This is a genomic window from Streptomyces cyaneochromogenes (genome assembly GCF_003963535.1).
Taxonomy (GTDB): domain Bacteria; phylum Actinomycetota; class Actinomycetes; order Streptomycetales; family Streptomycetaceae; genus Streptomyces; species Streptomyces shaanxiensis.
Genome location: NZ_CP034539.1, coordinates 7178872 through 7202107, shown reverse-complemented (window position 1 = coordinate 7202107; position 23236 = coordinate 7178872). Strand labels below are relative to the sequence as shown.

The 23236-nt window shown below is 71.4% G+C and carries 19 protein-coding genes; 5 read left to right on the top strand and 14 right to left on the bottom strand.

Annotated elements, in window-relative coordinates; genetic code table 11:
* Positions 1 to 96 precede the first annotated feature (96 nt).
* The 3 genes from smc to EJ357_RS32925 all read right to left on the bottom strand — a co-directional run bounded on the left by smc (position 97) and on the right by EJ357_RS32925 (position 4852).
* Entirely contained in the window at positions 97 to 3720 is a 3624-nt protein-coding gene (smc, locus tag EJ357_RS32940; RefSeq protein ID WP_126395350.1) for a chromosome segregation protein SMC, read from the bottom strand.
* A gap of 263 nt (positions 3721 to 3983) precedes the next feature.
* On the bottom strand, positions 3984 to 4187 hold the full coding sequence (locus EJ357_RS32930) for a hypothetical protein (protein ID WP_007493378.1): 204 nt from the start codon (positions 4185 to 4187) through the stop codon (positions 3984 to 3986).
* A gap of 383 nt (positions 4188 to 4570) precedes the next feature.
* Positions 4571 to 4852, bottom strand: coding sequence for an acylphosphatase (locus tag EJ357_RS32925; protein WP_126395349.1), 282 nt, complete (start codon positions 4850 to 4852; stop codon positions 4571 to 4573).
* 152 nt (positions 4853 to 5004) lie between these two features.
* Between EJ357_RS32925 and EJ357_RS32920 the strand changes: the two genes are divergently transcribed.
* Both EJ357_RS32920 and EJ357_RS32915 read left to right on the top strand, forming a co-directional pair.
* Positions 5005 to 6144, top strand: coding sequence for a CAP domain-containing protein (locus EJ357_RS32920; protein ID WP_126395348.1), 1140 nt, complete (start codon positions 5005 to 5007; stop codon positions 6142 to 6144).
* Between the two features lie 261 nt (positions 6145 to 6405).
* Positions 6406 to 6807, top strand: coding sequence for a winged helix-turn-helix transcriptional regulator (locus EJ357_RS32915; RefSeq protein WP_126395347.1), 402 nt, complete (start codon positions 6406 to 6408; stop codon positions 6805 to 6807).
* On the opposite strand, the gene mutM is transcribed toward EJ357_RS32915, so the two are convergent.
* The 8 genes from mutM to recG form a co-directional block, all read right to left on the bottom strand.
* Positions 6780 to 7640, bottom strand: coding sequence for a bifunctional DNA-formamidopyrimidine glycosylase/DNA-(apurinic or apyrimidinic site) lyase (gene mutM, locus EJ357_RS32910; RefSeq protein ID WP_126395346.1), 861 nt, complete (start codon positions 7638 to 7640; stop codon positions 6780 to 6782). The genes EJ357_RS32915 and mutM overlap by 28 nt on opposite strands.
* An 82-nt stretch (positions 7641 to 7722) precedes the next feature.
* Positions 7723 to 8532 (bottom strand): ribonuclease III, encoded by an 810-nt coding sequence (gene rnc, locus EJ357_RS32905; protein ID WP_126395345.1) that lies wholly within the window; start codon positions 8530 to 8532, stop codon positions 7723 to 7725.
* A 19-nt stretch (positions 8533 to 8551) separates the two neighbouring features.
* Positions 8552 to 8725 carry a 50S ribosomal protein L32 gene (gene rpmF, locus EJ357_RS32900; protein ID WP_003951102.1) on the bottom strand — a complete coding sequence of 58 codons (174 nt, stop codon included), beginning with the start codon at positions 8723 to 8725 and terminating at the stop codon, positions 8552 to 8554.
* Positions 8726 to 8727: 2 nt separating this feature from the next.
* Positions 8728 to 9369 (bottom strand): YceD family protein, encoded by a 642-nt coding sequence (locus EJ357_RS32895; RefSeq protein WP_126395344.1) that lies wholly within the window; start codon positions 9367 to 9369, stop codon positions 8728 to 8730.
* Positions 9370 to 9505: 136 nt separating this feature from the next.
* A complete protein-coding gene (locus tag EJ357_RS32890) occupies positions 9506 to 10585 on the bottom strand; it encodes an ATP synthase F0 subunit B (protein ID WP_126395343.1) in 1080 nt (359 codons plus the stop codon).
* A gap of 57 nt (positions 10586 to 10642) precedes the next feature.
* Positions 10643 to 11122 carry a pantetheine-phosphate adenylyltransferase gene (gene coaD, locus EJ357_RS32885; RefSeq protein WP_228472682.1) on the bottom strand — a complete coding sequence of 160 codons (480 nt, stop codon included), beginning with the start codon at positions 11120 to 11122 and terminating at the stop codon, positions 10643 to 10645.
* Positions 11123 to 11148: 26 nt separating this feature from the next.
* Positions 11149 to 11736, bottom strand: a complete 588-nt coding sequence (gene rsmD / locus EJ357_RS32880) for a 16S rRNA (guanine(966)-N(2))-methyltransferase RsmD (protein ID WP_126395341.1) — start codon at positions 11734 to 11736, stop codon at positions 11149 to 11151.
* Between the two features lie 107 nt (positions 11737 to 11843).
* Positions 11844 to 14057: an ATP-dependent DNA helicase RecG gene (gene recG / locus EJ357_RS32875; protein ID WP_126395340.1), complete on the bottom strand. Its 2214-nt coding sequence runs from the start codon at positions 14055 to 14057 to the stop codon at positions 11844 to 11846.
* Between the two features lie 190 nt (positions 14058 to 14247).
* On the opposite strand from recG, the gene EJ357_RS32870 reads away from it, so the two are divergent.
* Both EJ357_RS32870 and EJ357_RS32865 read left to right on the top strand, forming a co-directional pair.
* Positions 14248 to 16086 carry an HSP90 family protein gene (locus tag EJ357_RS32870; protein WP_126395339.1) on the top strand — a complete coding sequence of 613 codons (1839 nt, stop codon included), beginning with the start codon at positions 14248 to 14250 and terminating at the stop codon, positions 16084 to 16086.
* The gene (locus EJ357_RS32865) at positions 16083 to 19079 is read left to right on the top strand and encodes a tetratricopeptide repeat protein (protein ID WP_126395338.1); all 2997 of its coding nucleotides are present in this window, start codon (positions 16083 to 16085) and stop codon (positions 19077 to 19079) included. Before EJ357_RS32870 ends, EJ357_RS32865 begins: the two co-directional genes overlap by 4 nt.
* 19 nt (positions 19080 to 19098) lie before the next feature.
* Here the strand turns inward: EJ357_RS32865 and EJ357_RS32860 are convergent, their stop codons facing one another.
* Complete coding sequence (locus EJ357_RS32860) at positions 19099 to 20826, bottom strand: DAK2 domain-containing protein (protein WP_126395337.1); 1728 nt, start codon at positions 20824 to 20826, stop codon at positions 19099 to 19101.
* 256 nt (positions 20827 to 21082) lie between these two features.
* Between EJ357_RS32860 and rpmB the strand changes: the two genes are divergently transcribed.
* Positions 21083 to 21268 carry a 50S ribosomal protein L28 gene (gene rpmB / locus EJ357_RS32855; RefSeq protein WP_003993230.1) on the top strand — a complete coding sequence of 62 codons (186 nt, stop codon included), beginning with the start codon at positions 21083 to 21085 and terminating at the stop codon, positions 21266 to 21268.
* A gap of 87 nt (positions 21269 to 21355) precedes the next feature.
* Here the strand turns inward: rpmB and thiD are convergent, their stop codons facing one another.
* Together thiD and EJ357_RS32845 are read right to left on the bottom strand one after the other, a co-directional pair.
* Positions 21356 to 22147 (bottom strand): bifunctional hydroxymethylpyrimidine kinase/phosphomethylpyrimidine kinase, encoded by a 792-nt coding sequence (gene thiD, locus EJ357_RS32850; RefSeq protein WP_126395336.1) that lies wholly within the window; start codon positions 22145 to 22147, stop codon positions 21356 to 21358.
* Positions 22144 to 23112 (bottom strand): thiamine-phosphate kinase, encoded by a 969-nt coding sequence (locus EJ357_RS32845; protein WP_126395335.1) that lies wholly within the window; start codon positions 23110 to 23112, stop codon positions 22144 to 22146. The genes thiD and EJ357_RS32845 overlap by 4 nt, the downstream gene beginning before the upstream one ends.
* Between the last annotated feature and the right edge of the window lie 124 nt (positions 23113 to 23236).

The window sequence follows — 23236 nt, the reverse complement described above, 5'->3', positions numbered from 1 at the left end:
TGCTGTGAGTTTCTAGACGTGACGAGGTGAGGTGTGTTCACTTCTTGAAGTGAAGGTGAAGGTGGTTGGCAGGAACCGAAACGACCCCGAGGGGCGTCAGCGAAGCCGCTGGCTGATGACCTTCGACACGCCGTCGCCCTGCATGGAGACGCCGTACAGCGCGTCGGCGACCTCCATCGTGCGCTTCTGGTGCGTGATCACGATCAGCTGCGAGGCTTCCTGCAGCTCCTGCATGATGCGGATCAGCCGCTGCAGGTTGGTGTCGTCGAGGGCGGCCTCGACCTCGTCCATGACGTAGAACGGGCTCGGCCGGGCCTTGAAGATCGACACCAGCATGGCGACGGCGGTGAGTGAACGCTCACCACCCGAGAGCAGCGACAGCCGCTTGACCTTCTTGCCCGGCGGACGCGCCTCGACATCGACACCCGTGGTGAGCATGTTGTCGGGATCGGTCAGGATCAGCCGTCCCTCACCACCGGGGAACAGCCGGCTGAAGACGCCCTCGAACTCCCGGGCGGTGTCCCGGTATGCCTCGGTGAAGACCTGCTCGACGCGCTCGTCGACCTCTTTGACGACCTGGAGCAGATCGGCGCGGGTCTTCTTCAGGTCCTCGAGCTGCTCGCTGAGGAACTTGTGCCGTTCCTCCAGCGCGGCGAACTCCTCAAGGGCGAGCGGGTTGACCTTGCCGAGCTGCTGGTAGGCGCGCTCGGCGGCCCTGAGCCGCTTCTCCTGCTCAGCCCGGTGGAAGGGCTTGGGCTGGTTGCGGGGGTGCTCGGGGTCCTCGGGAAGCTGCTCGCCCTCGGCGGCCAGGGAGGGCGGTACGAGCTGGTGGGGGCCGTACTCGGAGACGAGCCCGGCGGGCTCCACGCCCAGCTCCTCCAGCGCCTTGGTCTCCAGCTGCTCGATGCGCATCCGCTTCTCGGCGCCGAGTACCTCGCCACGGTGGACGGAGTCGGTCAGCTTGTCGAGTTCGGCCTTGAGGTCGCGGCCCTGGTTACGGGCGACGGTGAGTTCCTGTTCGCGCCGGGCCTTGGCGGCCTCGGCGGCGGTGCGCTCCTCGTCGGCACGGGCGAGGGAGACCTCGACGTGCGCGAGGAGTTGGCGCGTGCCGGAGGCGACGGCTTCCGCGACGGCCGCCTCGTGCCGCAGCCGTGCCCGACGCTGCTCGGCACGCGCGCGTGCCTCGCGTTCGGCACGGGCGGCCCGGTCGAGGGACTCGGCGCGTCCGGCGAGGCCCTTGACCCGCTCCTCGTGCGTACGGGCCTGAAGCCGGGCCTCCATCTCGGTCTGCCGGGCGTTGGCGCCGTCGGCGGCGAGACGGTCCCGTACCGACGTGTCGGGCTCCTCCTCGACCGGCATCTCCTCGGCCACGGCAAGCCGCTCGGCCAGCTCCTCGACCTCCTGGAGGGCCTTGTCGAGGGAGTCCTGAGCCCGCGCGGCGGCGGCGACGGAACGCTCCGCTTCGCCCGCCGCGCCTCTTGCCTGGCCCGCGAGCCGACCCAGTTGCTGGGCCACGGCCGACTTCTCGCGGTCGGCGGCCCTGCGCCGCTCCCCCAGTTCTTCGACCAGCGCGGCACAGTCCTTGCGCCGCTCGGTGGCAACGTGCTGCGCCTCGGTCAGTTCCTCGCACCGCACGGCCAGCTCTTCCAGCTCGGCGGCGGCCTGGTCCACGGAGGCCTGCACTTCGAGGAGGCTCGGCGCACCGGCGGACCCACCGTGCGCGAAGTGCGCGCCCAGCAGGTCGCCTTCGGCGGTTACGGCGGTGAGGTCGGGGTGGGAGTAGATCAGGTCCTCGGCGTCCTCGAGCGAGTCGACGACGACGATGCCGTGCAGGAGGCGGCGTACGGCAGGCATGAGGTCGGAGGGGCCACGGACGAGTTCGGCGGCGAAGTGCCCGGCGGGAGGTGCCGCGACAGGAAGTGCCCCAGGGTGCGGCGGGGCGTCCGCGGTTGCGACGTGGCTTGTCACGCCGTTCCCCGCGCCCCTTTGGGCCGCTTCCGGCTCCCCTGCCAGCAGCAGTGCGGCTCGGCCGCCGTCCTGCTTGCGCAGCAACCGGATCGCATCCGCCGCGACGGCCGGCGAGGTCACCGCGATCGCGTCCGCCGCCGCTCCGAAGGCCGCCGCCAAGGCGACCTCGTGGCCGGGGGTCACCGTCAGCATTTCCGCCGCCGGGCCGAGGAGGCCGGTCAGGCGGTCACGGGCGCCGAGCAGTATCCCGGTGCCGTCCTTTCGGCGCAGCCCGAGCGCCAGCGCCTCGTGGCGGGCCTGGGTCGCGGCCCGCCTGCGCTCCGCCGCCGTGGCGGCCTCGCGGGCAGCCGTGAGGGCGGCCTCAGCCTCGGTGAGCTGCCGTTTCGCCGCCTCGTGCTGCTCGCCGAGTTCGGCGTCGCCGGCGTCCAGGCCGTCGACCTCGGCCTTCAGCGCCTCGTACTCCTCCTGCGCGGCGAAGGCACGCTCCTGGGCCTCGTCGCGCGCGGCGGCCAGGCGGTCGATCTCGGACTGGGCGGCGGCGGCACGCGAGCGCGCCGCGTTGACCTGCCCGTTCAGCCGGGCCATCCCCTCACGGCGGTCGGCGATGGCCCGGGCGACGTCCTTCAGGCGCCGCTCTTCGTGGGCGAGCTCGCGTTCCAGTTCGGCACGGTGGGCGACTGTGTCCTCAAGAGCCCGCTCGGCCGCCTCCAGGGCCGCTTCGAGCTCGGCCTCCTGCTCGCGGATCCGGGCGGCCTCGCGCTCCATGTCCTCGGGGTCGCGGCCCCGGCGTTCCTCCGGCGGCGCGGAGGTGGCGCTCTTCACGCGCGCGTCGGCCAGCGAGATCGTGCCGCGCACCCGCTCGGCGAGCTGGGACAGCTCGTACCAGGTCTGCTGAGCCCGCTGCAGGCGCGGCGAGAGCTGCCGTACCTCGTCCTCCAGGAGCGCCTCGCGCTGCAGGGCCTTCTTCAGCTCCTGCTCGGCGGACTCCTTGCGCTCCTTCAGCGCGGCCTCGTCGGCGACCTCGGCCTGCAGCGCCTCCCGGAGCCGTACGAGATCGTCGGCGAGGAGGCGGAGCCGGGCGTCGCGCAGGTCCGCCTGGATGACCGCGGCCCTGCGCGCCACCGCCGCCTGGCGGCCGAGCGGCTTCAACTGCCTGCGCAACTCGTCCGTCAGGTCCTGCACGCGCGCGAGGTTCGCCTGCATCGCGTCCAGCTTCCGCAGCGCCTTCTCCTTGCGCTTGCGGTGCTTGAGGACGCCCGCGGCCTCCTCGATGAAGGCGCGCCGGCCCATGGGGTCGGCGTGCAGGACGGAGTCGAGCTGGCCCTGGCCGACGATGACGTGCATCTCGCGGCCGATGCCGGAGTCGGAGAGGAGTTCCTGGATGTCGAGGAGCCGGCAGGTGTCGCCGTTGATCTGGTACTCGCTGCCGCCGTTGCGGAACATGATCCGCGTGATGGTGACCTCGGAGTACTCGATGGGCAGCGCCCCGTCGGAGTTGTCGATGGTCAGCGACACCTCGGCGCGGCCCAGCGGCGGACGGCCGGTGGTGCCGGCGAAGATGACGTCCTCCATCTTGCCGCCGCGCAGCGACTTGGCACCCTGCTCGCCCATGACCCAGCTGAGCGCGTCCACGACGTTGGACTTGCCCGAGCCGTTCGGTCCGACGACACACGTGATCCCCGGCTCGAACCGGAGCGTGGTCGCCGAGGCGAACGACTTGAAGCCGCGGAGGGTCAGGGCCTTGAGGTGCACGCCGCTGGACTCTACCTTCCGGGGATGTCTCGCTCCATGAACCCACGGTTTCACCGATGAACGTGCAGGGCACACCAGACGTTAAAGAGGGTGAAAGGATGCGCGGGGCATTAAGCCGGGGGCAAGAAAGAAGGGACGCCGAAGCGTCCCTTGCAAACTTCTTACGGCTGACTGGCCAGCCGTTTGACAACTTAGCGGTTGAACTTAGCGGTTGATACGGGCCGCCCAACCACTGCTGGTGCTGTTGTGGAGCGATGCAGTGATCAGGTGAGCGCAGGCTCCGCCTGGTGTGCGTCGATGCTCTCCATGATCCTGTCGTGAGAAGCGGCAGCCTGCAGGGCGTCGTTCTCCGCCTGGATCCGTCCGAGCTCGGATTCCAGGTCCTGGACACGCTGCTGGAGCCGTCGCATCTCGGCGAGGAGTCGAGGGTCGGAGCCGCCGACGTAACCGAGAAGCGCCTTTGCCATGATGGATGGTCCTCCACACTGAGTGACCGACCGAAGCGGTGTGGGTCGTGAGGGATTCGCACCCGCGGTTGCTTGGCAGGCCTGGAGTTGTGCTGCCGTTCAGCCATGCCAAACAGCTAAGGTGCGCGGGGCTTTCAGCGTCTCACCAAAAAGTTTGACGGTCAACACGATCACGCCCCGTATCGGTGGGAAACCCGGGGGCGCACGGCCGGAAAGCGGCGGTGCGACGACTCCTGCGGGCCCCTCGGGGCGTGGCGATCATCCTTACGTGCGGAGCCTGCCACTGCAAGGGGGTTATTGGCAACCACCTGCTCATTTCTGCTCGGGGCAGTTGCCAGTGGCAGATCTTTCCGCTTGCGCCAGGCCCGCTTTACAGAACCGGCTCAGCGGATGGCGAAGCCGTCGTAACCCCCGCGAGGTGTGTCCCAGATCTCGGTGACACCGTCGACCCGCCCGGGCGTGTCGTCGCCCTGAAGCCAGTCCAGAAGTCCCTCACAGCCCGTCCGCGAGCCCTCCGCGACCACTTGGACCCGTCCGTCGTCCAAATTGAGAGCAAAACCACTCAGGTCGCCGATCTCGAGGGCCTTGGCCCGCGTGAACCAGCGAAAACCCACACCTTGGACGCGTCCACGCACCCAGGCGACCAGCCGTACATCCTCGCTCATGACTGCAACCTAACGGGCCAATGTCTCTCCGGGCACTTCCTCCCCGCGCGCCATGCGGTACCGTCCCCACCCAATGAATCCCATATGAAACTCACACGATCGAGTGAGTTCTGTGAGGACGTTGAGACCGCACGGACGAGGAAGGCCAGAACATGGGACGCCACCGACGCTCCGCCGCCGGCCGCGCCGCCAGGGGCCGCGCCACGGGGGTCACACATACGGACGGCTCCTTCACGGAGGGCCACGACCCCCTGGACTCGTACACGAACGACCGCCCCACGATGGGCATCGCGCCCTATCTGAACCCGGAGGCGTACGCCGAGGCCTACGCGAAGAGTGACGCCTACCTCTTCGCCTCGGACGACGACTACAACCGGATCACCGGCACCACGACCTTCCCGAGCGACGACACCACGGCCACCGCGGCCTTCCGGAGTGACGGCTTCACGCCCGACACCGGCTCCCGGCGGCCCGGCGGCTCGCACCGCCGCCGCAAGAAGGCCGCCGCGCCGGTGAAGACCGGCCTGCTCGGCGTCTCCGCGGCGGTCGCTCTCGGCACGGTCGCGGTGGCGACGGGCGTGGTGCCCGGCATCCAGAACTACCAGCTCGGCGGAGGCAGCAGCGCGGACCGGGTGCAGGCCGCGGACACCCCGACCAACTCTCCCAACGAGCAGGGCGGCACCTCCGGCAGCGCCGAGGGCCACGAGGACGACGGCTCGACGAGCCGCGACGTCCAGCGGCCCGCCTCGCCGGCCCCGTCGACGTCGTCGGCCGCGCCGACGAAGACCCCGCCGAAGAAGCCGTCGGCGACGCCCAGCGAGAAGCCGAAGGAAACCCCGTCCCGTACGGCCACCAAGGCTCCGGAGAAGAAGCCGGAGAAGGACAAGGCCAACGACCCCGTGGCGGTGTCCGCTCAGGCCGCCGCCGCGGCCGAGGTGCTGAACCTGGTCAACGAGGAGCGCGCGAAGGTGGGCTGCAGCGCGGTCTCCGCCAACAGCTCGCTGGCGGATCTGGCCCAGGACTTCAGCGAGGCCATGGCCGACCGGGGCTTCTTCGACCACACCGACCCCGACGGCGCGTCACCGTGGGACCGGGCCGCGAAGGCAGGCATAACCGACCTCGGCGGCGAGAACATAGCCCGCGGCCAGTCCGACGCCGCCGCCGTGATGGAGGCCTGGATGAACAGCCCGGGCCACAAGGCCAACATCCTGAACTGCGACTTCAAGACACTGGGGGTCGGCGTGCACTTCGGCTCCGGCGGGCCTTGGTGGACGCAGGACTTCGGCTACTAGAAGCACGTACGGCGAGGGGCTCCCTTCCGGTGACCGGCATCCGGTGACCGAAAGAGAGCCCCTCGCGCGTTCGGTGAGCCTACGCGGCGACCGCGGCGCGCCCGTGCGCGAACACCTTCGCCGTCTCGGCCACCCGGCGGCGCCGGCGAAGACGCCGAGGCGGTTGAGCACCGGACGCGGTGCCCATGTACGCAAAGGAAAGTACTAGCTCCTGGTTAGTGCAATCTACGGGTTAGCGCTGCGTTCGAGTACGCTTCAGATATGGACACCACGCAGGAGCGCACGGAGGCGCAGGACCTCCCGTACGACGTGTTCGCCAAGGCCTGCCCCTCGCGCGGCACGCTGGAGCACGTCACGGGCCGCTGGGGCGGGCTCACGCTCGGCGCCCTGTACGAGGGTTCGCTGCGCTTCAACGAGCTGCGCCGCCGCGTCGACGGTGTCAGCGAGAAGATGCTGTCCCAGACGCTGCATGCCCTGGAGCGCGACGGCCTGGTGCACCGCGAGGCCCAGCCGACGAACCCGCCGCGGGTCGACTACGAGCTGACGGCGCTGGGGCGCGGGATCGCCGAGCGGCTGCTGGGCCTCATCCACTTCGTGGAGGGCCAGATGGACGACGTGCTCGCAGCACGCCGGCGTTACGACGAGACGCGCGGCGCCCGCTGACACTTCGGGCAGAAGTAGCTGGACCGGTTCATCCAGGCCCGCCGGCGCATCGGCGTACCGCACCGCTTGCACGGCAGGCCCTCACGGCCGTACGCGTCCAGCGACCGGTCGAAGTAGCCCGACTCGCCGTTGACGTTGACGTACAGGCTGTCGAAGCTGGTGCCGCCCACGGAGAGCGCGGCGTTCATCACGTCCCTTACGTGGCCCAGGAGTTCGAGGGTGCGTGGGCGGGTGAAGGTCCCGGTCGGGCGCTCGTAGTGCAGGCGGGCGCGCCAAAGGGCCTCGTCCGCGTAGATGTTGCCGACGCCGCTGATCAACGACTGGTCGAGCAGGGCCCGTTTGATGGTCGTGCGCTTGCGGCGCAGGGCCTGGTGGAAGGCCTCGTCGTCGAAGAGCGGGTCGAGCGGGTCGCGGGCGATGTGCGCGATGACATCGGGCAGGCCGTCGGGGGTGTTGTCGTGCAACGACAGGCCGCCGAAGGTTCGTTGGTCGACGAAGCGCAGCTCGGTGCCGAGGGCGTCCGCGAAGCGCACGCGAATCCGGAGGTGCTTCTCGTCCGGCGCGTTGCTGGGCTGGACCAGCAGCTGGCCGCTCATGCCGAGGTGGGCCAGGATCGACTGGTCGGTGTTCTCCAGGGGCAGCCACAGATACTTGCCGCGGCGGCTCGGCGTGCCGATGCGCAGGCCCTTGAGGCGCTGCGCGAAGTCGTCCGCACCGGCGAGGTGCCGACGTACGGCACGCGGGTGCAGCACCTCGGCGTCGGCGACCGTGCGGTGGGCGACCCACCGCTCCAGGCCGCGCCGGACCACCTCGACCTCGGGCAACTCGGGCATGGGATCCCCCGTACACACCTTGCGGTTATGGGCCGAGCGCCCGCCCCATGGCCGGGACGGGCGCTCGGATCGCGCTGTTCGGTCAGGCGGAGGCCGACGGAGCGTCGGCGTCCGGCTCAGCGGCATCCGGCTCGGCGGCATCCGCTGCCGCCTTCGCCTTCTTGGCGCGCTCGTCCGCCGCGGCCCGGATGGACCGCCACGCGGATTCCGCGGCCTGCTGCTCCGCCTCCTTCTTGCTGCGGCCGGTGCCGGTGCCGTACGAGACGCCTCCGACGCGGGCGGCAGCAGTGAAGGTCTTCTCGTGGTCGGGGCCGGTCTCCGTGACCAGGTACTCGGGCACACCGAGCCCCTCGGTCGCGGTGAGTTCCTGGAGACTGGTCTTCCAGTCCAGGCCGGCTCCGAGATTCGAGGACTTCTCGATCAGGGGGTCGAACAGGCGGTGCACCAGCTCCGCCGCCGAGTCCAGTCCCTGGTCGAGATAGACCGCGCCGATCACCGCTTCCAGGGTGTCGGCGAGGATGGACGCCTTGTCCCGGCCGCCCGTGCCCTCTTCACCGCGGCCGAGCCGGATGAAGGAGCCGAGTTCGAGGCCACGACCGACCTCCGCCAGCGCACGCGAGTTGACCACCGCGGCCCGCAGCTTGGCCAGCTGGCCTTCGGGCAGGTCGGGGTGGGTGCGGTACAGCGTGTCCGTGACCACGAGGCCGAGGACGGAGTCCCCGAGGAACTCCAGTCGCTCGTTGGTCGGCAGACCGCCGTTCTCGTACGCGTAGGAACGGTGGGTCAGCGCACGCACCAGAAGGGCGGACTCGAGCTTGTACCCGAGCCGCCCTTCCAACAGCGTGTGGGACGAGGCCTGGTTGTCCGCTGCGTTCTTCTTAGGCGTGGACACAGTGCCTCTCACCAGCCGCTCAGACCTCGAGGACCTGGCGCTTGTTGTAGGTGCCGCAAGACGGGCACGCGATGTGCTGCTGCTTGGGCTCGTGGCAGCGCTCGCACGCAACCAGGGTGGGGACCGCAGCCTTCCACTGCGACCGGCGGTGGCGCGTGTTGCTGCGCGACATCTTCCGCTTCGGAACAGCCACGGCTACTTCTCCTGCTTCTCGTCGACGCCCGGTTCGGCGCCGCTCATCTCGTCCTTCTCGCCGTCTTCGAGTGAACCGGCGAGTCCCTGCAGTGCCGCCCAACGGATGTCGACGGCGTCATGGTGGTGGTCCGGGTCGTCCGCGAGGCGCGCGCCGCACTCGGCGCACAGTCCCGGGCAGTCTTCCTGGCACACCGGCTGCATCGGCAGTGCGAGCACCACCGCATCGCGCAGCACGGGTTCGAGGTCGAACAGGCCGTCCTCGAGAAAGAGCCTGTCCTCGTCGTCCTCGGCGTCGTCGCCGGGTTCCGCGTGGTGCACACGGCCCCGGTCGTCGGCGTCAGGGTACGAGAACATCTCCTGGAAGTCCGCTTCGACGTCGAGCTGAAGCGGCTCCAGACACCTTACGCACTCCCCCTCGGCCTGTGCACGGGCGGTGCCTGTGACAAGCACACCTTCCATGACCGACTCGAGCCGGAGTTCGAGCTCTACCGGGGCGCCTTCCGGCACTCCGACGACTCCCTGGATACCGAAGTCCTTGGGAGCGTCGATCGAGCGGGTCAGACGCTGCAGCGCACCAGGACGCCGCCCCAGCTCGTGTGTGTCGAACACGAGAGGGTTGCGGTGGTCGAGGCGGGCTGTCACGCCATTCCTGCTTTCGATCTGCTGAGCTCAGAGGGTCACTGCCCTTCGGTGCTCCCGGGCAGCGTTGATCGCGGACGTACGCGCGACCGAAGAGCCAGGATACTGGACCTTTCGCTCCCGGCCCAATCCGGGTGGCCTACTGACCGCGCCCCTGCTCGTAGGCCCGCAGCTGCTCCGCGCTGATCATGCTGGTGTCGAAGAGACTGGTCTCGTCGAGGGCGTAGCCCTGGTTGCCCTGCGCGGCCTGCTGCGGAGCCTGGTGCTGGGTCTGGTTCGGGTCGTAGGCGGCCTGCTGAGGCGCGTAGCCCTGGTAGGCGTAGGGGTCGGCCTGCTGGTAGCCGTACGGGTCCTGCTGTCCGCCGTAACCCTGCTGGTAGCCGCCGTACGGATCCGCGCCCTGCTGCTGGTAGCCGTACGCCGGCTGCGCGGTCTGCGGGTCGTACTGCGGCTGCGGCGGTACGGCCGGCTGCTCGGCCGGGGCCGTCGAGGCGTCCCGCTCCGCGAGGGCGGCGAGGTCGGCGAGGTAGTCGGCGTCGCTGGAGTGCTGGACGGTGCCGTTGTCGTCGGCGAGGGCGCCGAGGTCGTCGGTGGCGATCCGGCCGTGCAGCTTCTGACGGCCGCGGCCGACGGCCTCCAGGGTCTTGGCCAGGACCGCCTCGAAGGCGCCGAGCTTGACGTCGACGTATTCGTCGGCGCTGCGGCGCAGGGTCTCCGGGTCGTGGCTGCGCTCGGGGGCGTCCTCGTCCTCGTAGCCCTGCTCGTCGGTGCCGGGGCCGGTACCGAGGAGCTTCTCGCGGCCGCGGCCGACGGAGCCGAGGGTCTTGGTGAGGACGACCTCGAAGTTGGCGAGCTTGGAGTCGACGTAGTCGTCGGCCTCGGCGCGGATCTCCTCGGCCTCCTGGCGGGCCTCGGTGAGGATGCGTTCCGCCTCGGCCTGGGAGCGGCGGGCGACCTCGGTGTCGGAGATCAGGGAGCCGCGCTCGGCGTGTGCGCCCTGGATGATCCGCTCGGCCTCCTGGCGGGCCTGCTCGACCATCTGCTCGCGGTCGCCGATCAGCTCCTGGGCCTGGGCGAGGGAGCCGGGCAGGGCCTCACGGACCTGTTCGAGCATCGCGAGCAGCTCGGCGCGGTTGACCACGCACGAGGCCGACATGGGCATCGACCGGGCGCCGGAGACCGAGGCGACGATCTCGTCGAGCTTCTTCTGCACGTCCACCTGTGCTCGCCACTCTCTACAGCTGTGTTGGAGACGGACGGGACGACTGTAGTCCCATCAGTCCTTGCGCAGGCGCTTGTTCAGGGCCTCGAGGACGACCGGCGGCACGAGGTGGGAGACGTCGCCGCCCCAGGTCGCCACTTCCTTGACCAGGGACGAGGACAGGAAGCTGTAGGTGGGGTTGGTCGGCACGAAGAGCGTCTCCACGCCCGACAGACCGTTGTTCATCTGGGCCATCTGCAGCTCGTAGTCGAAGTCGCTGACCGCACGCAGACCCTTGACGATGGCCGGGATGTCGCGCTGCTTGCAGAAGTCCACGAGGAGGCCGTGGAAGGCCTCGACCCGCACGTTTCCGTACTCGGCGGTGACCTCGCGGATCAGGTCGAGCCGCTCGTCGACCTCGAACAGGCCCTTCTTGGCCTTGTTGATCATGACGGCGACATAGACCTCGTCGTACAGCCTGGAGGCGCGGGAAATGATGTCGAGATGTCCGTTGGTGATCGGGTCGAACGACCCGGGACAGACGGCGCGGCGCACTTGTGATCCCTCGCTCTCCGGTCCGGTCATCGTGCGTCTTCGCACGTAGAGGCGGCGCGACCGTACCAAAACGTTCCCTCGCCGTAACGACGGGCCCGGAGCGCTTCGAAGCCGTCCGGCCACCCGAATTCACCGCCTCTGGTGCTGCGCTCCACGGTGACGAGCGCCTCCGGCGCGAGCCAGCCCCCTGAGCGGAGTGTGAGGAGAATCTCGCGAAGATCGTCGTCCGTGACGGCGTACGGGGGGTCGAGGAAGACGATGTCGTACGGGTCTGCCGGCGCCGGTGACTGGATGATCTGTTCGGCTTTGCCTGCCCTCACCTCGGCGCCGGGGAGGCCGAGATTCTTCACGTTCTCGCGGACGACGCGGGCGGCTCTTGCGTCGGCCTCGACGAGGAGGGTGTGGCCCGCGCCGCGGGAGAGGGCCTCCAGGCCGACCGCGCCCGAGCCCGCGTACAGGTCGAGGACCCGTTCGCCTTCCAGGGGGCCGCCGAGGAGGGACTGCCAGGTGGAGAAGAGACCTTCGCGTGCGCGGTCGGAGGTGGGGCGGGTGCCGGTCCCTGGCGGGACGGCCAGGCGGCGTCCGCCGGCTGCGCCGGCGATCACGCGGGTCATCTGCGGTCCTTGTTCGTGGGCGTCTTTGGGTATCAGTGTGGCTGGTCGTGCCCGCGCGGCGGTAGCCGCATAGGGATTACGGCCCCGCGCCCCTGGGTGGGCAGCCCTCACCCCTTTTCCAAGTACTGCTCCCTTTCCTCGTCCAAGAGGGCGTCCAGGGCCGTGCGCAGGCCCGGGAGACCGGTCAGCTCGGGATCGGCCGCCACGATCGCCGCCGCCTCTTCCCGGGCCTCCGCGATGATCTCCTCGTCCTCGATGACGGCGAGGACCTTCAGGGAGGTCCGCGCGCCCGACTGGGCCTGTCCCAGGACGTCGCCCTCACGGCGCTGTTCCAGGTCGATGCGGGAGAGCTCGAAGCCGTCGAGGGTGGAGGCGACCGCGTTGAGGCGCTGGCGGGCCGCGCTGGCCTCCGGCATCTCGGTGACCAGGAGGCACAGGCCCGCCGCCGAGCCTCGGCCGACGCGGCCGCGCAGCTGGTGGAGCTGGGAGACGCCGAAGCGGTCGGCGTCCATGATCACCATCGCGGTGGCGTTGGGGACGTTCACGCCGACCTCGATGACCGTCGTGGCGACCAGGACACCGGTCTCGCCGGCGGCGAAGCGGCGCATGACGGCGTCCTTGTCGTCGGGGTGCATACGGCCGTGCAGGACCTCGACCTCGATGCCGCTCAGGGGCCCCTTGGAGAGCTGGTCGGCCACGTCGAGGACGGCCAGCGGGGGACGCTTCTCGGCCTCGTCCTCGGGGGACTTCTTCGCCTTCTTCGGGTCGTCCTCCTCGTCGCCGATGCGGGGGCAGACGACGTACGCCTGATGGCCGTTGCCGACCTCCTCCCGCACGCGCTCCCAGGTGCGGGCCAGGAAGTGGGGCTTGTCGGCGGCCGGGACGACATGGCTGGCGATCGGGGAGCGACCGGCCGGGAGCTGATCGAGGACCGAGGTCTCCAGGTCACCGAAGACCGTCATGGCGACGGTGCGCGGGATGGGCGTTGCCGTCATGACGAGCAGGTGGGGCGGCTGCTTGCCCTTGCCGCGCAGGGCGTCGCGCTGTTCGACGCCGAACCGGTGCTGCTCGTCCACGACGACCAGCCCGAGGTCGTGGAACTGCACCTTGTCCTCGATCAGCGCGTGCGTGCCGATCACGATCCCGGCCTCTCCCGTGACCAGGTCGAGCAGAGCCTGGCGGCGGGCGGCCGCGCCCATGGAGCCGGTCAGCAACACCACCTTCGTGGCCTGCTCGGCCCCGCCCAGCATCCCGCCCTCGGCCAGCTCGCCCATCATCTCGACGACGGAGCGGTGGTGCTGCTGGGCCAGCACCTCGGTGGGCGCGAGCATCGCGGCCTGACCGCCGGCGTCGACGACGGCGAGCATGGCGCGCAGCGCCACCAAGGTCTTGCCCGATCCCACCTCTCCCTGCAGCAGCCGGTGCATCGGATGCTCGGTCGCCAGGTCGTCGAAGATCTCTTTCGAGACCTTCTGCTGGCCCTGAGTGAGGGTGAAGGGGAGACGGTCGTCGAAGGCCGTGAGGAGGCCGTCGGGGCTTGGCCTGCGGGCGACCGCCGGGAGTTGGGCGTCGGCGTGGCGTCGGCGGGCCAGGGCCACCTGGAGGACGAAGGCCTCGTCCCACTTGAGGCGGGAGCGGGCGTCCTCGATGTCGGCCTTGGTGTGCGGGCGGTGGATCTTGAGCAGGGCCTCGGGGAGCGGGACCAGGCCGCGGCCCTCGCGGAGGGTGTCCGGGAGCGGATCGACCGCCTCCTGGGCGCTCGGCAGGACCGTCTGGATCGCCTTGCCGATCTTCCAGGACTCCAGCTTGGCGGTGGCGGGGTAGATGGGGATCAGCGCGCCGGCCCAGGTCTCCACGGTTTCCGCGGCCTGGTCGTCGTCGGCGCCCCGCAGCAACTCGTATGCCGGATGGGCCAGTTGCAGACGGCGGTTGAAGACGGAGACCTTGCCCGCGAACATCGCGCGGGTGCCCGGCAGGAGCTCCTTGTGGGGCTTGTGAACGCCGTTGCCGAAGAAGACCAGTTGGAGCCGGCCGCTGCCGTCGGTGATCGTGACTTCAAGGCGCTGGCCCTTGCCGCGTGGGGCCTTGGAGGAGGCGAACGTGTGCAGGCGGGCGTCGGCGACCTGGGCGACCACCGTGACGTGTTCGTCCATCGGGAGGTCGGCGAGGTGGGTGAGCTGGCCTCGCTCCTCGTATCTGCGCGGGTAGTGGTGCAGCAGGTCACCGACGGTGTGCAGGCCGAGATGCTCGGCCATCACCTTCGCGGTGGGAGGGCCGAGCACTTTCTTCAGTGGTTCTTCCAGTGCGGGCACGAGATCCATTCCACACCACGCCACTGACAATGCCGTAGAGGTCGCGTGGGCCGTGCAGGTAAACGTCCCGGAAACCCCTGGTCAGCCGGTTCGTTCCGGCCCTAGGATGGCGCGCTCCGGCCATCCTTTCGCGGTCACCGCCTCACCGGGACCGCCCGACCCCGCGCCGTCGACAAGTCCCCCCACCGGCGCTGCGACGATGGACTCCCAGACCTCACAGTCATCCCAGGCACCTCAGCCGTCCCAGCCACCTCATACGTTCCAGGTCGACCTGCGTGGTCTGGTGGACCTGCTCTCCCACCACCTCTACTCCAGTCCGAAGGTCTACCTGCGCGAGCTGCTGCAGAACGCGGTCGACGCCATCACCGCCAGACGTGCCGAGGAGCCGGGCGCGCCGGCCAAGGTGCGGCTGTACGCCGACGCGGGCGCCCTGCGGGTCGAGGACTCCGGGGTCGGGCTGACCGAGGCGGACGTGCACGACCTCCTCGCGACGATCGGCCGCAGCTCCAAGCGTGCCGAGGGTCTGCAGGAGGCCCGGTCCGACTTCCTGGGGCAGTTCGGCATCGGTCTGCTGGCCTGTTTCGTGGTCGCGGAGCGGATCCGGGTGGTCAGCCGCAGCGCCCGTACGCCGCAGGCGCCGCCCGTGGAGTGGACGGCCACGGACGACGGTTCGTACACCGTGCGGACGCTGCCGGACGACGCCCGCGCCGAACCGGGCACCACCGTGCACCTGGTGGCGCGGGCCGGTGCCGCCGAATGGCTGGCCGAGGGCCGCGTCCTGGCGCTGGCGCGGGACTTCGGCTCACTGCTGCCGTACGACGTCCGGGTCGGCGACGAGGCGGTCACCGACCTGCCGGCGCCCTGGGACCGGCCGTACCCCTCCCCCGCCAACCGACGGGTGGCCCTGGCCCGGCACTGTCACGACCTGTTCGGCTTCACGCCGCTGGACTCCATCACGCTGGACGTGCCGCTCGCGGGGATCCGCGGCGTGGCGTACGTCCTTCCCTCGGCGGTCAGCCCCGCCCAGCGGGCCGGCCATCGCGTCCACCTCAAGGGCATGCTGCTGACCGAGCGGGCCGAACAGCTGCTGCCGGACTGGGCGTTCTTCGTGCGGTGCGTGCTCGACACGGACAGCCTGCGGCCCACGGCCTCGCGCGAGTCGCTGTACGAGGACGAGACGCTGGCGGCCGTGCGGGAGGCGCTCGGCGAAAGGATTCGGTCCTGGCTGACCGGGCTGGCGGCCGGTGATCCGGAACGGCTGGCGGCCTTCCTGTCCGTGCACCACCTGGGCGTGAAGTCGCTCGCGCGGCACGACAAGGAGATGCTGCGCACGATGCTGCCGTGGCTGCCCTTCGAGACGACCGACGGGCGGCTGTCCCTGGAGGAGTTCGCCCAGCGGCACCCGGTGGTGCACTTCACGCGGACCGTCGAGGAGTACCGCCAGGTCGCGCCGATCGCGTCCGCGCAGGGCGTCGGGGTGATCAACGGCGGTTACACATACGACAGCGAGCTGGTCGAGGCGCTGCCGTCGGTGCGGCCCGGGACGGTCGTCGCCGAGCTGGACGCGGACACCGTGACCGCCCACCTGGACGCCGTCGACCCGGCCGAGGAACTGGCCCTGTCGGGCTTCCTCGCGGCCGCGCGGGCCAGGCTCGACCCCCTGGGCTGTGACGTCGTCCTGCGCGCCTTCCATCCGCTGTCCGTGCCCGCGCTGCACCTCGACGACCGGGCGGCCCGGCACGAGCAGGCGCGCGCGGAGGCGGAGGAACAGGCCGACGACCTGTGGGCGGGCATCCTGGGCTCGCTGCGCGGCAGCGCGCCACGCGCGCGTCTCGTGCTGAACAACCTCAACCCGCTGATCCGGCGGATCAGTTCACTGGGCGATCCGGAGCTCATCGGCACCGCGACCGAGTCCCTCTACGGGCAGGCGCTGCTGATGGCGCAGCGCCCGCTCAGGCCCGCGGACTCGGCGCTGCTGAACCGGGCCTTCATCGGTCTGCTGGAGTGGGCCACGAACGGCGAGGAGGGCCGCTCATGAGCGGGATCGACGGAGCCGACGGGATCACCGCCTTCGACTCGCTGCGCCGGGCGATGGCGGAGAACTCCGAGGAGCCGGAGGGTCCGGCCCGCAACGCGCGCGCGGAGCAGCTGCTCGCCGAGGCCGAGAAGCTGAACATCCCGCTCGCGGTGATCGAGGCGCTCGGACACCAGCTGAAGGTCTACAACTACAGCTCCGAGAAGGACAAGATGTTCGTCCCCTTCGCGCGTCTGCTGCGCATGTGGGACGAGCGGCCCGAGGACTTCGACGTGTACGAGACGCACTCGCTGCACTGGGTCTTCAAGTGGATGTCGTCCGGCATGCTCGACCAGCCGCACATCCCGCTCGCCTCCGTCGAGAAGTGGCTCGGCGAGATGGAGCACCGCTACCGGCTCGCCGGGCACTCCGAACGGGCCGTGCGCGGTGCGGAGTTCAGCGTGGCCGCGCATGTCGGTGACGTCCCGCGCGCGGAGCGGGCGTACGGCGCCTGGCTGGCCGCCGACCGCGACAGCATGGCCGACTGCCACGCGTGCGAACTGCACGGGCAGGGGTGGTGGCAGGCGGAGCGGGGCCGGGACGCGGAGGCGCTGCGGCTGTGGGCCCCGGTCCTGCAGGGCGAGTTCACCTGCGCCCACGAGCCGCACACCGTCCTCGCGTCCTCGCTGGCGCCGCTGCTGCGTCTGGGCCGCGTGGACGAGGCCCGCGCCCACCATCTGCGGGGTTTCCGGCTCGTACGGACCATGGAGAGCATGCGCGGGGCGTACGCGGACCACGTGGAGTTCTGTGCGCTGACCGGCAACGAGGCCCGTGGCCTGGAGCTGCTCGCGCAGCGGCCTGCGTACTTCACGGACGACGGGCATCCGCGCAGCAAGCTGGAGTTCATGACCGTGGTGGCCCTGCTCATGGACCGCCTGACCGAGCTCGGGCTGGGCGACCGGCAGGTCTCCGGTCCTGCGGACCGTGCCTGGACCGCCCGCGAACTCGCCGCCCACGCGCGCGAGGAGGCCCTCGGGCTGGCAGCGCGCTTCGACGAGCGCAACGGCACAGCACACATCAGCGAGCGGGCACGCGCGCGTATGGACCAGCGGCCGCTGGTGGAGCGGCTGCCGCTGGGGGTGCGTACGGCGGCCCGGCCGACGGCGGTGTCCCCGCCCGCGACGGCCGTCGCCGATGTGCCGCAGGACGCGGAGCCCGACCTGCCCGCGCTGATCGCCGAGGCGCGGCGGCTGTCGGACACCCTCCAGCCGAACGCCATCGAGGCCTGGGCGGCCGTCTCCCGAGCCGCCCGGGGCGCCGAGCTCGCCGCCCTCGACCGCGCGGAGATCACCGACCACCGGGCGATGGATCTGGGCCCCGAGGGCATCGACCTCTTCGAGGAGGCCGCCGAGCTGTACGCGGAGGCGGGCGACCCCGGGGAGGCGCTGGCGGCACGCGCGCGTGGAGCGTACGTACGCGCTCTCACGGGCGAGGTGGCGCAGGCCCGCACGGTGATCGCCGGCCTGTACGACCAGGTGCTCGCGCTGTACGCCGAGGACGGCACGGGCGTACGGCAGACCGCGGCGGTCCTGATGAGCCGGGCGCGGATTCTGATGCGGCGGGTGCACGAGGCGGCGGCCGCCGTGCCGGAGGACTCCGTGCCGCGGGCCGCCGCGGCCGACGCCGAGACCGCGGCCCGTGAGGTGCTCGCACTCGTCGACGGGCAGGCAGAGGACGACGTACGGCTCGCCTCGCGGGCCGCGGAGGCGCGGGCGATGCTCGCGGAGCTGGCGGCGCTCACCGGGGACGTGGAGGGGGCCGCGGAGCTGTTCGCGCGGGCCTCGGCGGCGTTCGTCGGGGCGGGGCTGCCGTGGTTCGCGGTGGAGTACGAGGCGCGGCTGGCCGGGCTCGCGCACCACCTCGGCGACACGGCGGAGGCCGAGCGGGCGCTGCGGGCGGCCCTGGAGCACGGCGGGCCGCATCTGGAGGCCCCGGGGCGGGCCCAGCTGCATCTCCAGCTGGCCGAGGTGCTCGGCGGCCGGGGGCTGTCCGAGGAGGCCGCCGAACACGCCCTGGAGGCAGCGCACTGGGCCGACGAGGCGGGCGAGAGTCGCACGCTGGGCGCCTGGGCACGGCAGCAGCTCGGCGGGTTCCTGCTGCGGCAGGGGCGGTTCGCCGAGGCCGCCGAGGTGCTGGAGTCGGCGCTGCCCGACCTGAACGCCGAGACGCACGGTGACGGGGCGGTCGTCCAGACGCAGTGGTGGCTCGGCGACTGCCTGAGCGAGCTCGGCGAACACCACGCCGCGGCCGAACGCCGGTTGCAGGCCGCCGAGATCGCCCGGCACTGGCCCGAGCAGCACGACCACGCCACGCTCGCCCACCTCGCCGCCGAATCGCTCGGCCACGCGGGGCTGCCGGCCGACGCGGACCAGGCCTACGCGCGCGCGGGCACGCTGTGGCGCTCCCTCGGCAACGTCCACGGTCTCGTCCGCGCGCTGCGCGCACGCGCATGGCTGGCGTTGCGCGTGGAGGAGGCGCAGGCTCAGGACAGGAACGACGCGGCGGCCGCTTTGATGGCGAGCGCGGTCGAGGAGTGCGCGGCGGCGCTGGACGCCGTGGACGACGACGAGGCGCGGCAGCGGCTCACCGCCGAACTCGGCCACACCCACCGCCAGTTCGGCGACCTCCTGGCCCGGTCCGCCGCGGAGGACGCCGAGGACGAGTCGATCCAGGCCTCGCTGGAGGAGGCCCTGTCCCGGATGACACGGGCCGTCGCGGTCTTCGCCTCCCTCGGCGACGACGCCCTGCACAGCCGCACGGGCGCCGAACTCGCCGCGGGCTGGCTGGAGGCCGACCTGAGCCGCCCGGAACGGGCCGCGGCACGCGCGCGTGCGGTGCTGGCGGCGTACGACCGTGCCGAGGAGGGGGACGAGGCGGCACTGGAGCGGCGGGCGGAGGCCGAGCAGATGCTCCAGGTGGTGCGGGAGCAGGCCGACGCGGAGCAGGACAAGGAGTGACGCGCGGCCGCGGGTCGGCTCACTCCACGCCGATGAGCAGCAACGCCCCTTGCCGCCCGCCCCGGTACACCACCGTGTCGACGGCGAGATACGACTCACGCACGCGTGCCTCGAGGTGGTCGGCGATCGCCTCCGGCGCCTCGTCGCCGAGGACGAGCGTGACGAGTTCGCCGCCGGCCGCGAGCATGCGGTCGAGCACGGTCTCGGCGGTGGCCGTGACGTCCGAGCCGATCACGGCCACGTCGCCGTCGATGAGGCCGAGGACGTCCCCGGCCTGGCAGATGCCGGCCATGGTCCACGACTGGCGTTCGGCGACGGCGACCTCGGCGTAGCGCGTCGCGCCGGCCGCCGAGGTCATCGACACGACGTCCTCGTCGAAGCGGCGTTCCGCCTCGTGCACGGCCAGCGCCGCGATGCCCTGGACCGCCGAGCGGGTCGGGATCAGCGCGACGCGGATGCCCTCCGCGCGGGCCTGCTCGGCCGCCGCCGCGGCGGTGTGGCGCAGCTCGGCGTCGTTGGGCAGCAGCACGACCTCGCGCGCGTGGGCACGCCGTACGGCCTCCACGAGCTCCCCGCTCGCGGGCGGCTCCCCGGGGCGGGCGAGGACGGTCGTCGCTCCGGCTTCGCGGTACAGCCCGTCCAGACCCTCGCCGGGCACGACGGCGACCACGGCGCGCTGGGCCCGTTCCCGGGGCGGCCGGCCCCCACCGGTGGTGTGCACGTCACCGGCCCCGAAGTGGGTGATCCGGATCCGGTACGGCCGCCCGGCCTCGACGCCGGCCTCCACGGCGGCCCCGGCGTCGTCGACGTGCACATGGACGTTCCACAGCCCGTCGCCCCCGACCACGACGAGCGAGTCCCCGAGGGCGTCCAGCCGCTCCCGCAGCCGCGCCACGGCCGCGTCGTCGGCCTCCAGCAGGTAGATCACCTCGAAGGCGGGCCCGCCCTGCTCATGGCCGCCCTGCCCATGGCCCACAGCACCGTCGGCACACTCACCCGGCTCGCCGGGCTCCTGCGGGCCACCGAGGACATGAACCGCGCCGACGCTTCCCGCCGTCACGGCCCCGGCGGCAACCCCCCGGGGCGCCTCCCCCGTGAACGTCTCCACCAGCGCCGCCAGCACGGCCACCAGCCCCCGCCCGCCCGCGTCGACGACCCCGGCCCGCTCCAGCACGGCCAGCTGGCCCGGAGTCGCGGCGAGCGCCGCCCGCGCCCCCTCGTAGGCGGCCCGTGCGACCGTCCCGCAGTCCCCCTCGGCCCCGGTGGCCGCGTCGGCCGCCGCGGCGGCGACCGTGAGGACCGTGCCCTCGACGGGGTGGGCCACGGCCTGGCGGGCGGAGTCGGCGGCGTGCCGCAGCGCCAGTCGCAGCCCCGGTCCGTCGGTGTGAGCGGACGCGCCGTCGGCGGCGAGCACCTGCGCCATGCCGCGCAGCAGCTGCGCGAGGATCGTCCCGGAGTTCCCCCGGGCGCCTATCAGCGCGCCGTGGGCCATCGCGCGCACGGCGTCCGCCAGCGAGGGGGCGCCCGCGCGCGCGGCATCCAGCTCGTACCCGGCGAACACCGCCTCGACCGCGCCCACGGCCGACTCCACGGTCAGGTACAGGTTCGTCCCGGTGTCCCCGTCGGCCACCGGATAGACGTTGATCGCGTCGATCTCCTCACGGGCGCGACCGAGCGACTCCAACGCGAGGCCGCACCAGGTGCGCACCGCGAGAGCATCGAAGAATGTCTGCGGCACCTGCGCCACCTGCGCCTCCTTGAGCTGCTGGACGTGGCACGCAGCGTAGACCCAGGGCCGGGGTGCACCGGAAGAGGGCCGGGAGCGGCCCCCTGAGCAGCCATGGTAGTTTCGTACTGCTGGCGCAGTCGTTGTATGCTGCTCCGGTTGCCCGATGCAGATCGGGCCGTTCCCCTGGCAACGCCATTCAGATCTCTGATCCTAGATCTCGATCCCGGCAAGCCGGGATTATCCGTAAGTGCATCTGAAGTCTTTGGAGTGACCCGTGGCTGCCAACTGCGACGTCTGCGGCAAGGGGCCGGGCTTCGGCAACAACATCTCGCACTCGCACCGCCGTACGTCCCGTCGCTGGAACCCGAACATCCAGCGCGTCCGTACCGTGGTCGGCGGGACGCCGAAGCGCGTGAACGCTTGCACGTCTTGCATCAAGGCCGGCAAGGTCTCGCGCTGACGCTCAGCTGAGCGCGCGGCCACTGCCGGTTCGCTGCACAAAGCCGGTCCACCTCGAGTGGACCGGCTTTTTGCTGTACCCGAGCGGCTACGAGCGGCCGCGGAACCGCCACCCGTGATCGACCGGCCCGATCCCCTCGCCGAGCGCGAACCCGGCCTCGATCGCCCCGGTGACGTACTCCTTGGCCGCCGCCACGGCCTCCGGCACGGACAGCCCCTTCGCGAGCCCCGAGGCGATCGCGGAGGCGAGCGTGCACCCCGTCCCGTGCGTGTGCCGGTTGTCGTACCGAGGCGCCCGCAGCCAGTGCTCCTGCGACCCGTCCGTCAGCAGATCGACGGCGTCGCCGGGCAGATGGCCGCCCTTGATCAGCACCCACCGCGGCCCGTACGCCAGAACAGCCGCCGCGGCCTCCCGCAGCTGCTCCTCCGACTCGACGTGCACGCCCGTGATCTGCGCCACCTCGTCGAGGTTCGGCGTCGCCACGGTCGCGACCGGCAGCAGCTTCGTACGCACCGAGTCGAGCGCGGAGGCGGCCAGCAGCGAGTCCCCGTGCTTCGAGACGCCCACCGGGTCCACCACGGCGGGCGCGTCCGTCCCGCCGATCAACTCGGCCACCGTCTCGACGAGTTCGGCCGACGCGAGCATGCCCGTCTTGACCGCCTGTACGCCGATGTCGTCGACGACGCTGCGGTACTGCGCCCGCACCGCCTCCACCGGCAGTTCCCAAGCCCCCTGCACGCCGAGCGAGTTCTGGGCCGTGACCGCGGTGATCACGCTCATGCCGTGCACGCCGAGCGCGAGCATCGTCTTCAGGTCGGCCTGGATGCCCGCGCCGCCACCGGAGTCGGAGCCCGCCACCGCAAGGACGCCCGGGATCATGACTCGATGTCCCCGCCGAAGTGGTCCCAGCCGCCCTTCTTGGTCCACGGCGCCCCGTCCACCGTCACCTGGGGCAGCGCGGACGGGTTGAGGACCTCGCCGATGACCTTCCAGCGGGCCGGCAGCTTCACGTCCGGCGGGAAGGTCGCCACGATCGCGTGGTCCTCTCCCCCGGTCAGCACCCACTGCATGGGATCGACGCCGACGGCCTGCCCGATGTCGTTCATCTGGGTCGGGATGTCGATCGCGCCCGAGCGGATGTCGATACGGACCTTGCTCGCCTCGGCGATGTGCCCGAGGTCGGCGATCAGTCCGTCGCTCACGTCGCACATCGCGGTCGCGCCGAGCCCGGCGGCCGCCGGCCCCGCGTGATACGGCGGTTCGGGACGCCGGTGCGCCTCCACGAAGGCACGCGGCGAGCGGAAACCCCGGGAGAGCACGGCGTATCCGGCGGCGGACCAGCCCAGCCAGCCGGTCACCGCGACGAGGTCGCCGGGCTGTGCGCCGGCTCGCGTCACGGGCTCCTGGTTGCGCAGATCACCGAGCGCGGTGATCGACACCATGATCGTGTCGCCCCGTACGACGTCCCCGCCGACCACCGAGGCACCCGCGACCTGGCACTCGTCGCGCAGTCCGTCCATCAGCTCGCTGGGCCAGGTCACCGGGAGTTCGGCCGGCACGACCAGGCCGAGCAGCAGCGCGGTCGGTACGGCGCCCATGGCGGCGATGTCCGCGAGGTTCTGCGCGGCGGCCTTGCGGCCGACGTCGTAGGCCGTGGACCAGTCGCGGCGGAAGTGCCGTCCCTCCAGCAGGATGTCGGTGCTGGCCACCACCCTGCGGTCGGGCGCGGCCACCACCGCGGCGTCGTCGCCGGGGCCGACCCGGACCGCCGGGGTGGTGGTGAGACGGGAGGTGAGCTCCCTGATGAGCCCGAACTCCCCTAGCTCACCAACAGTGCCCTTCATTGCCCTTACGCCCCTTCTGTCCCTGTCCGTACCCGGTCGCGCGTCACTGCTGTCCTCGCTACGGTCGAGGTGTACGTCAACTACTGTCGTGCCTGCACCCCGGCGCGCAAGCCCCGGCCCCCGC

Excerpts from the sequence above, each read along its gene's own strand:
- EJ357_RS32930 (WP_007493378.1), bottom strand. The coding sequence starts at position 4,187 with ATGGCAAAGGCGCTTCTCGGTTACGTCGGCGGCTCCGACCCTCGACTC.
- EJ357_RS32925 (WP_126395349.1), bottom strand. The coding sequence starts at position 4,852 with ATGAGCGAGGATGTACGGCTGGTCGCCTGGGTGCGTGGACGCGTCCAA.
- EJ357_RS32920 (WP_126395348.1), top strand. The coding sequence starts at position 5,005 with ATGGGACGCCACCGACGCTCCGCCGCCGGCCGCGCCGCCAGGGGCCGC.
- EJ357_RS32915 (WP_126395347.1), top strand. The coding sequence starts at position 6,406 with ATGGACACCACGCAGGAGCGCACGGAGGCGCAGGACCTCCCGTACGAC.
- mutM (WP_126395346.1), bottom strand. The coding sequence starts at position 7,640 with ATGCCCGAGTTGCCCGAGGTCGAGGTGGTCCGGCGCGGCCTGGAGCGG.
- rsmD (WP_126395341.1), bottom strand. The coding sequence starts at position 11,736 with ATGACCCGCGTGATCGCCGGCGCAGCCGGCGGACGCCGCCTGGCCGTC.
- recG (WP_126395340.1), bottom strand. The coding sequence starts at position 14,057 with ATGGATCTCGTGCCCGCACTGGAAGAACCACTGAAGAAAGTGCTCGGC.
- EJ357_RS32870 (WP_126395339.1), top strand. The coding sequence starts at position 14,248 with ATGGACTCCCAGACCTCACAGTCATCCCAGGCACCTCAGCCGTCCCAG.
- EJ357_RS32865 (WP_126395338.1), top strand. The coding sequence starts at position 16,083 with ATGAGCGGGATCGACGGAGCCGACGGGATCACCGCCTTCGACTCGCTG.
- thiD (WP_126395336.1), bottom strand. The coding sequence starts at position 22,147 with ATGATCCCGGGCGTCCTTGCGGTGGCGGGCTCCGACTCCGGTGGCGGC.
- EJ357_RS32845 (WP_126395335.1), bottom strand. The coding sequence starts at position 23,112 with ATGAAGGGCACTGTTGGTGAGCTAGGGGAGTTCGGGCTCATCAGGGAG.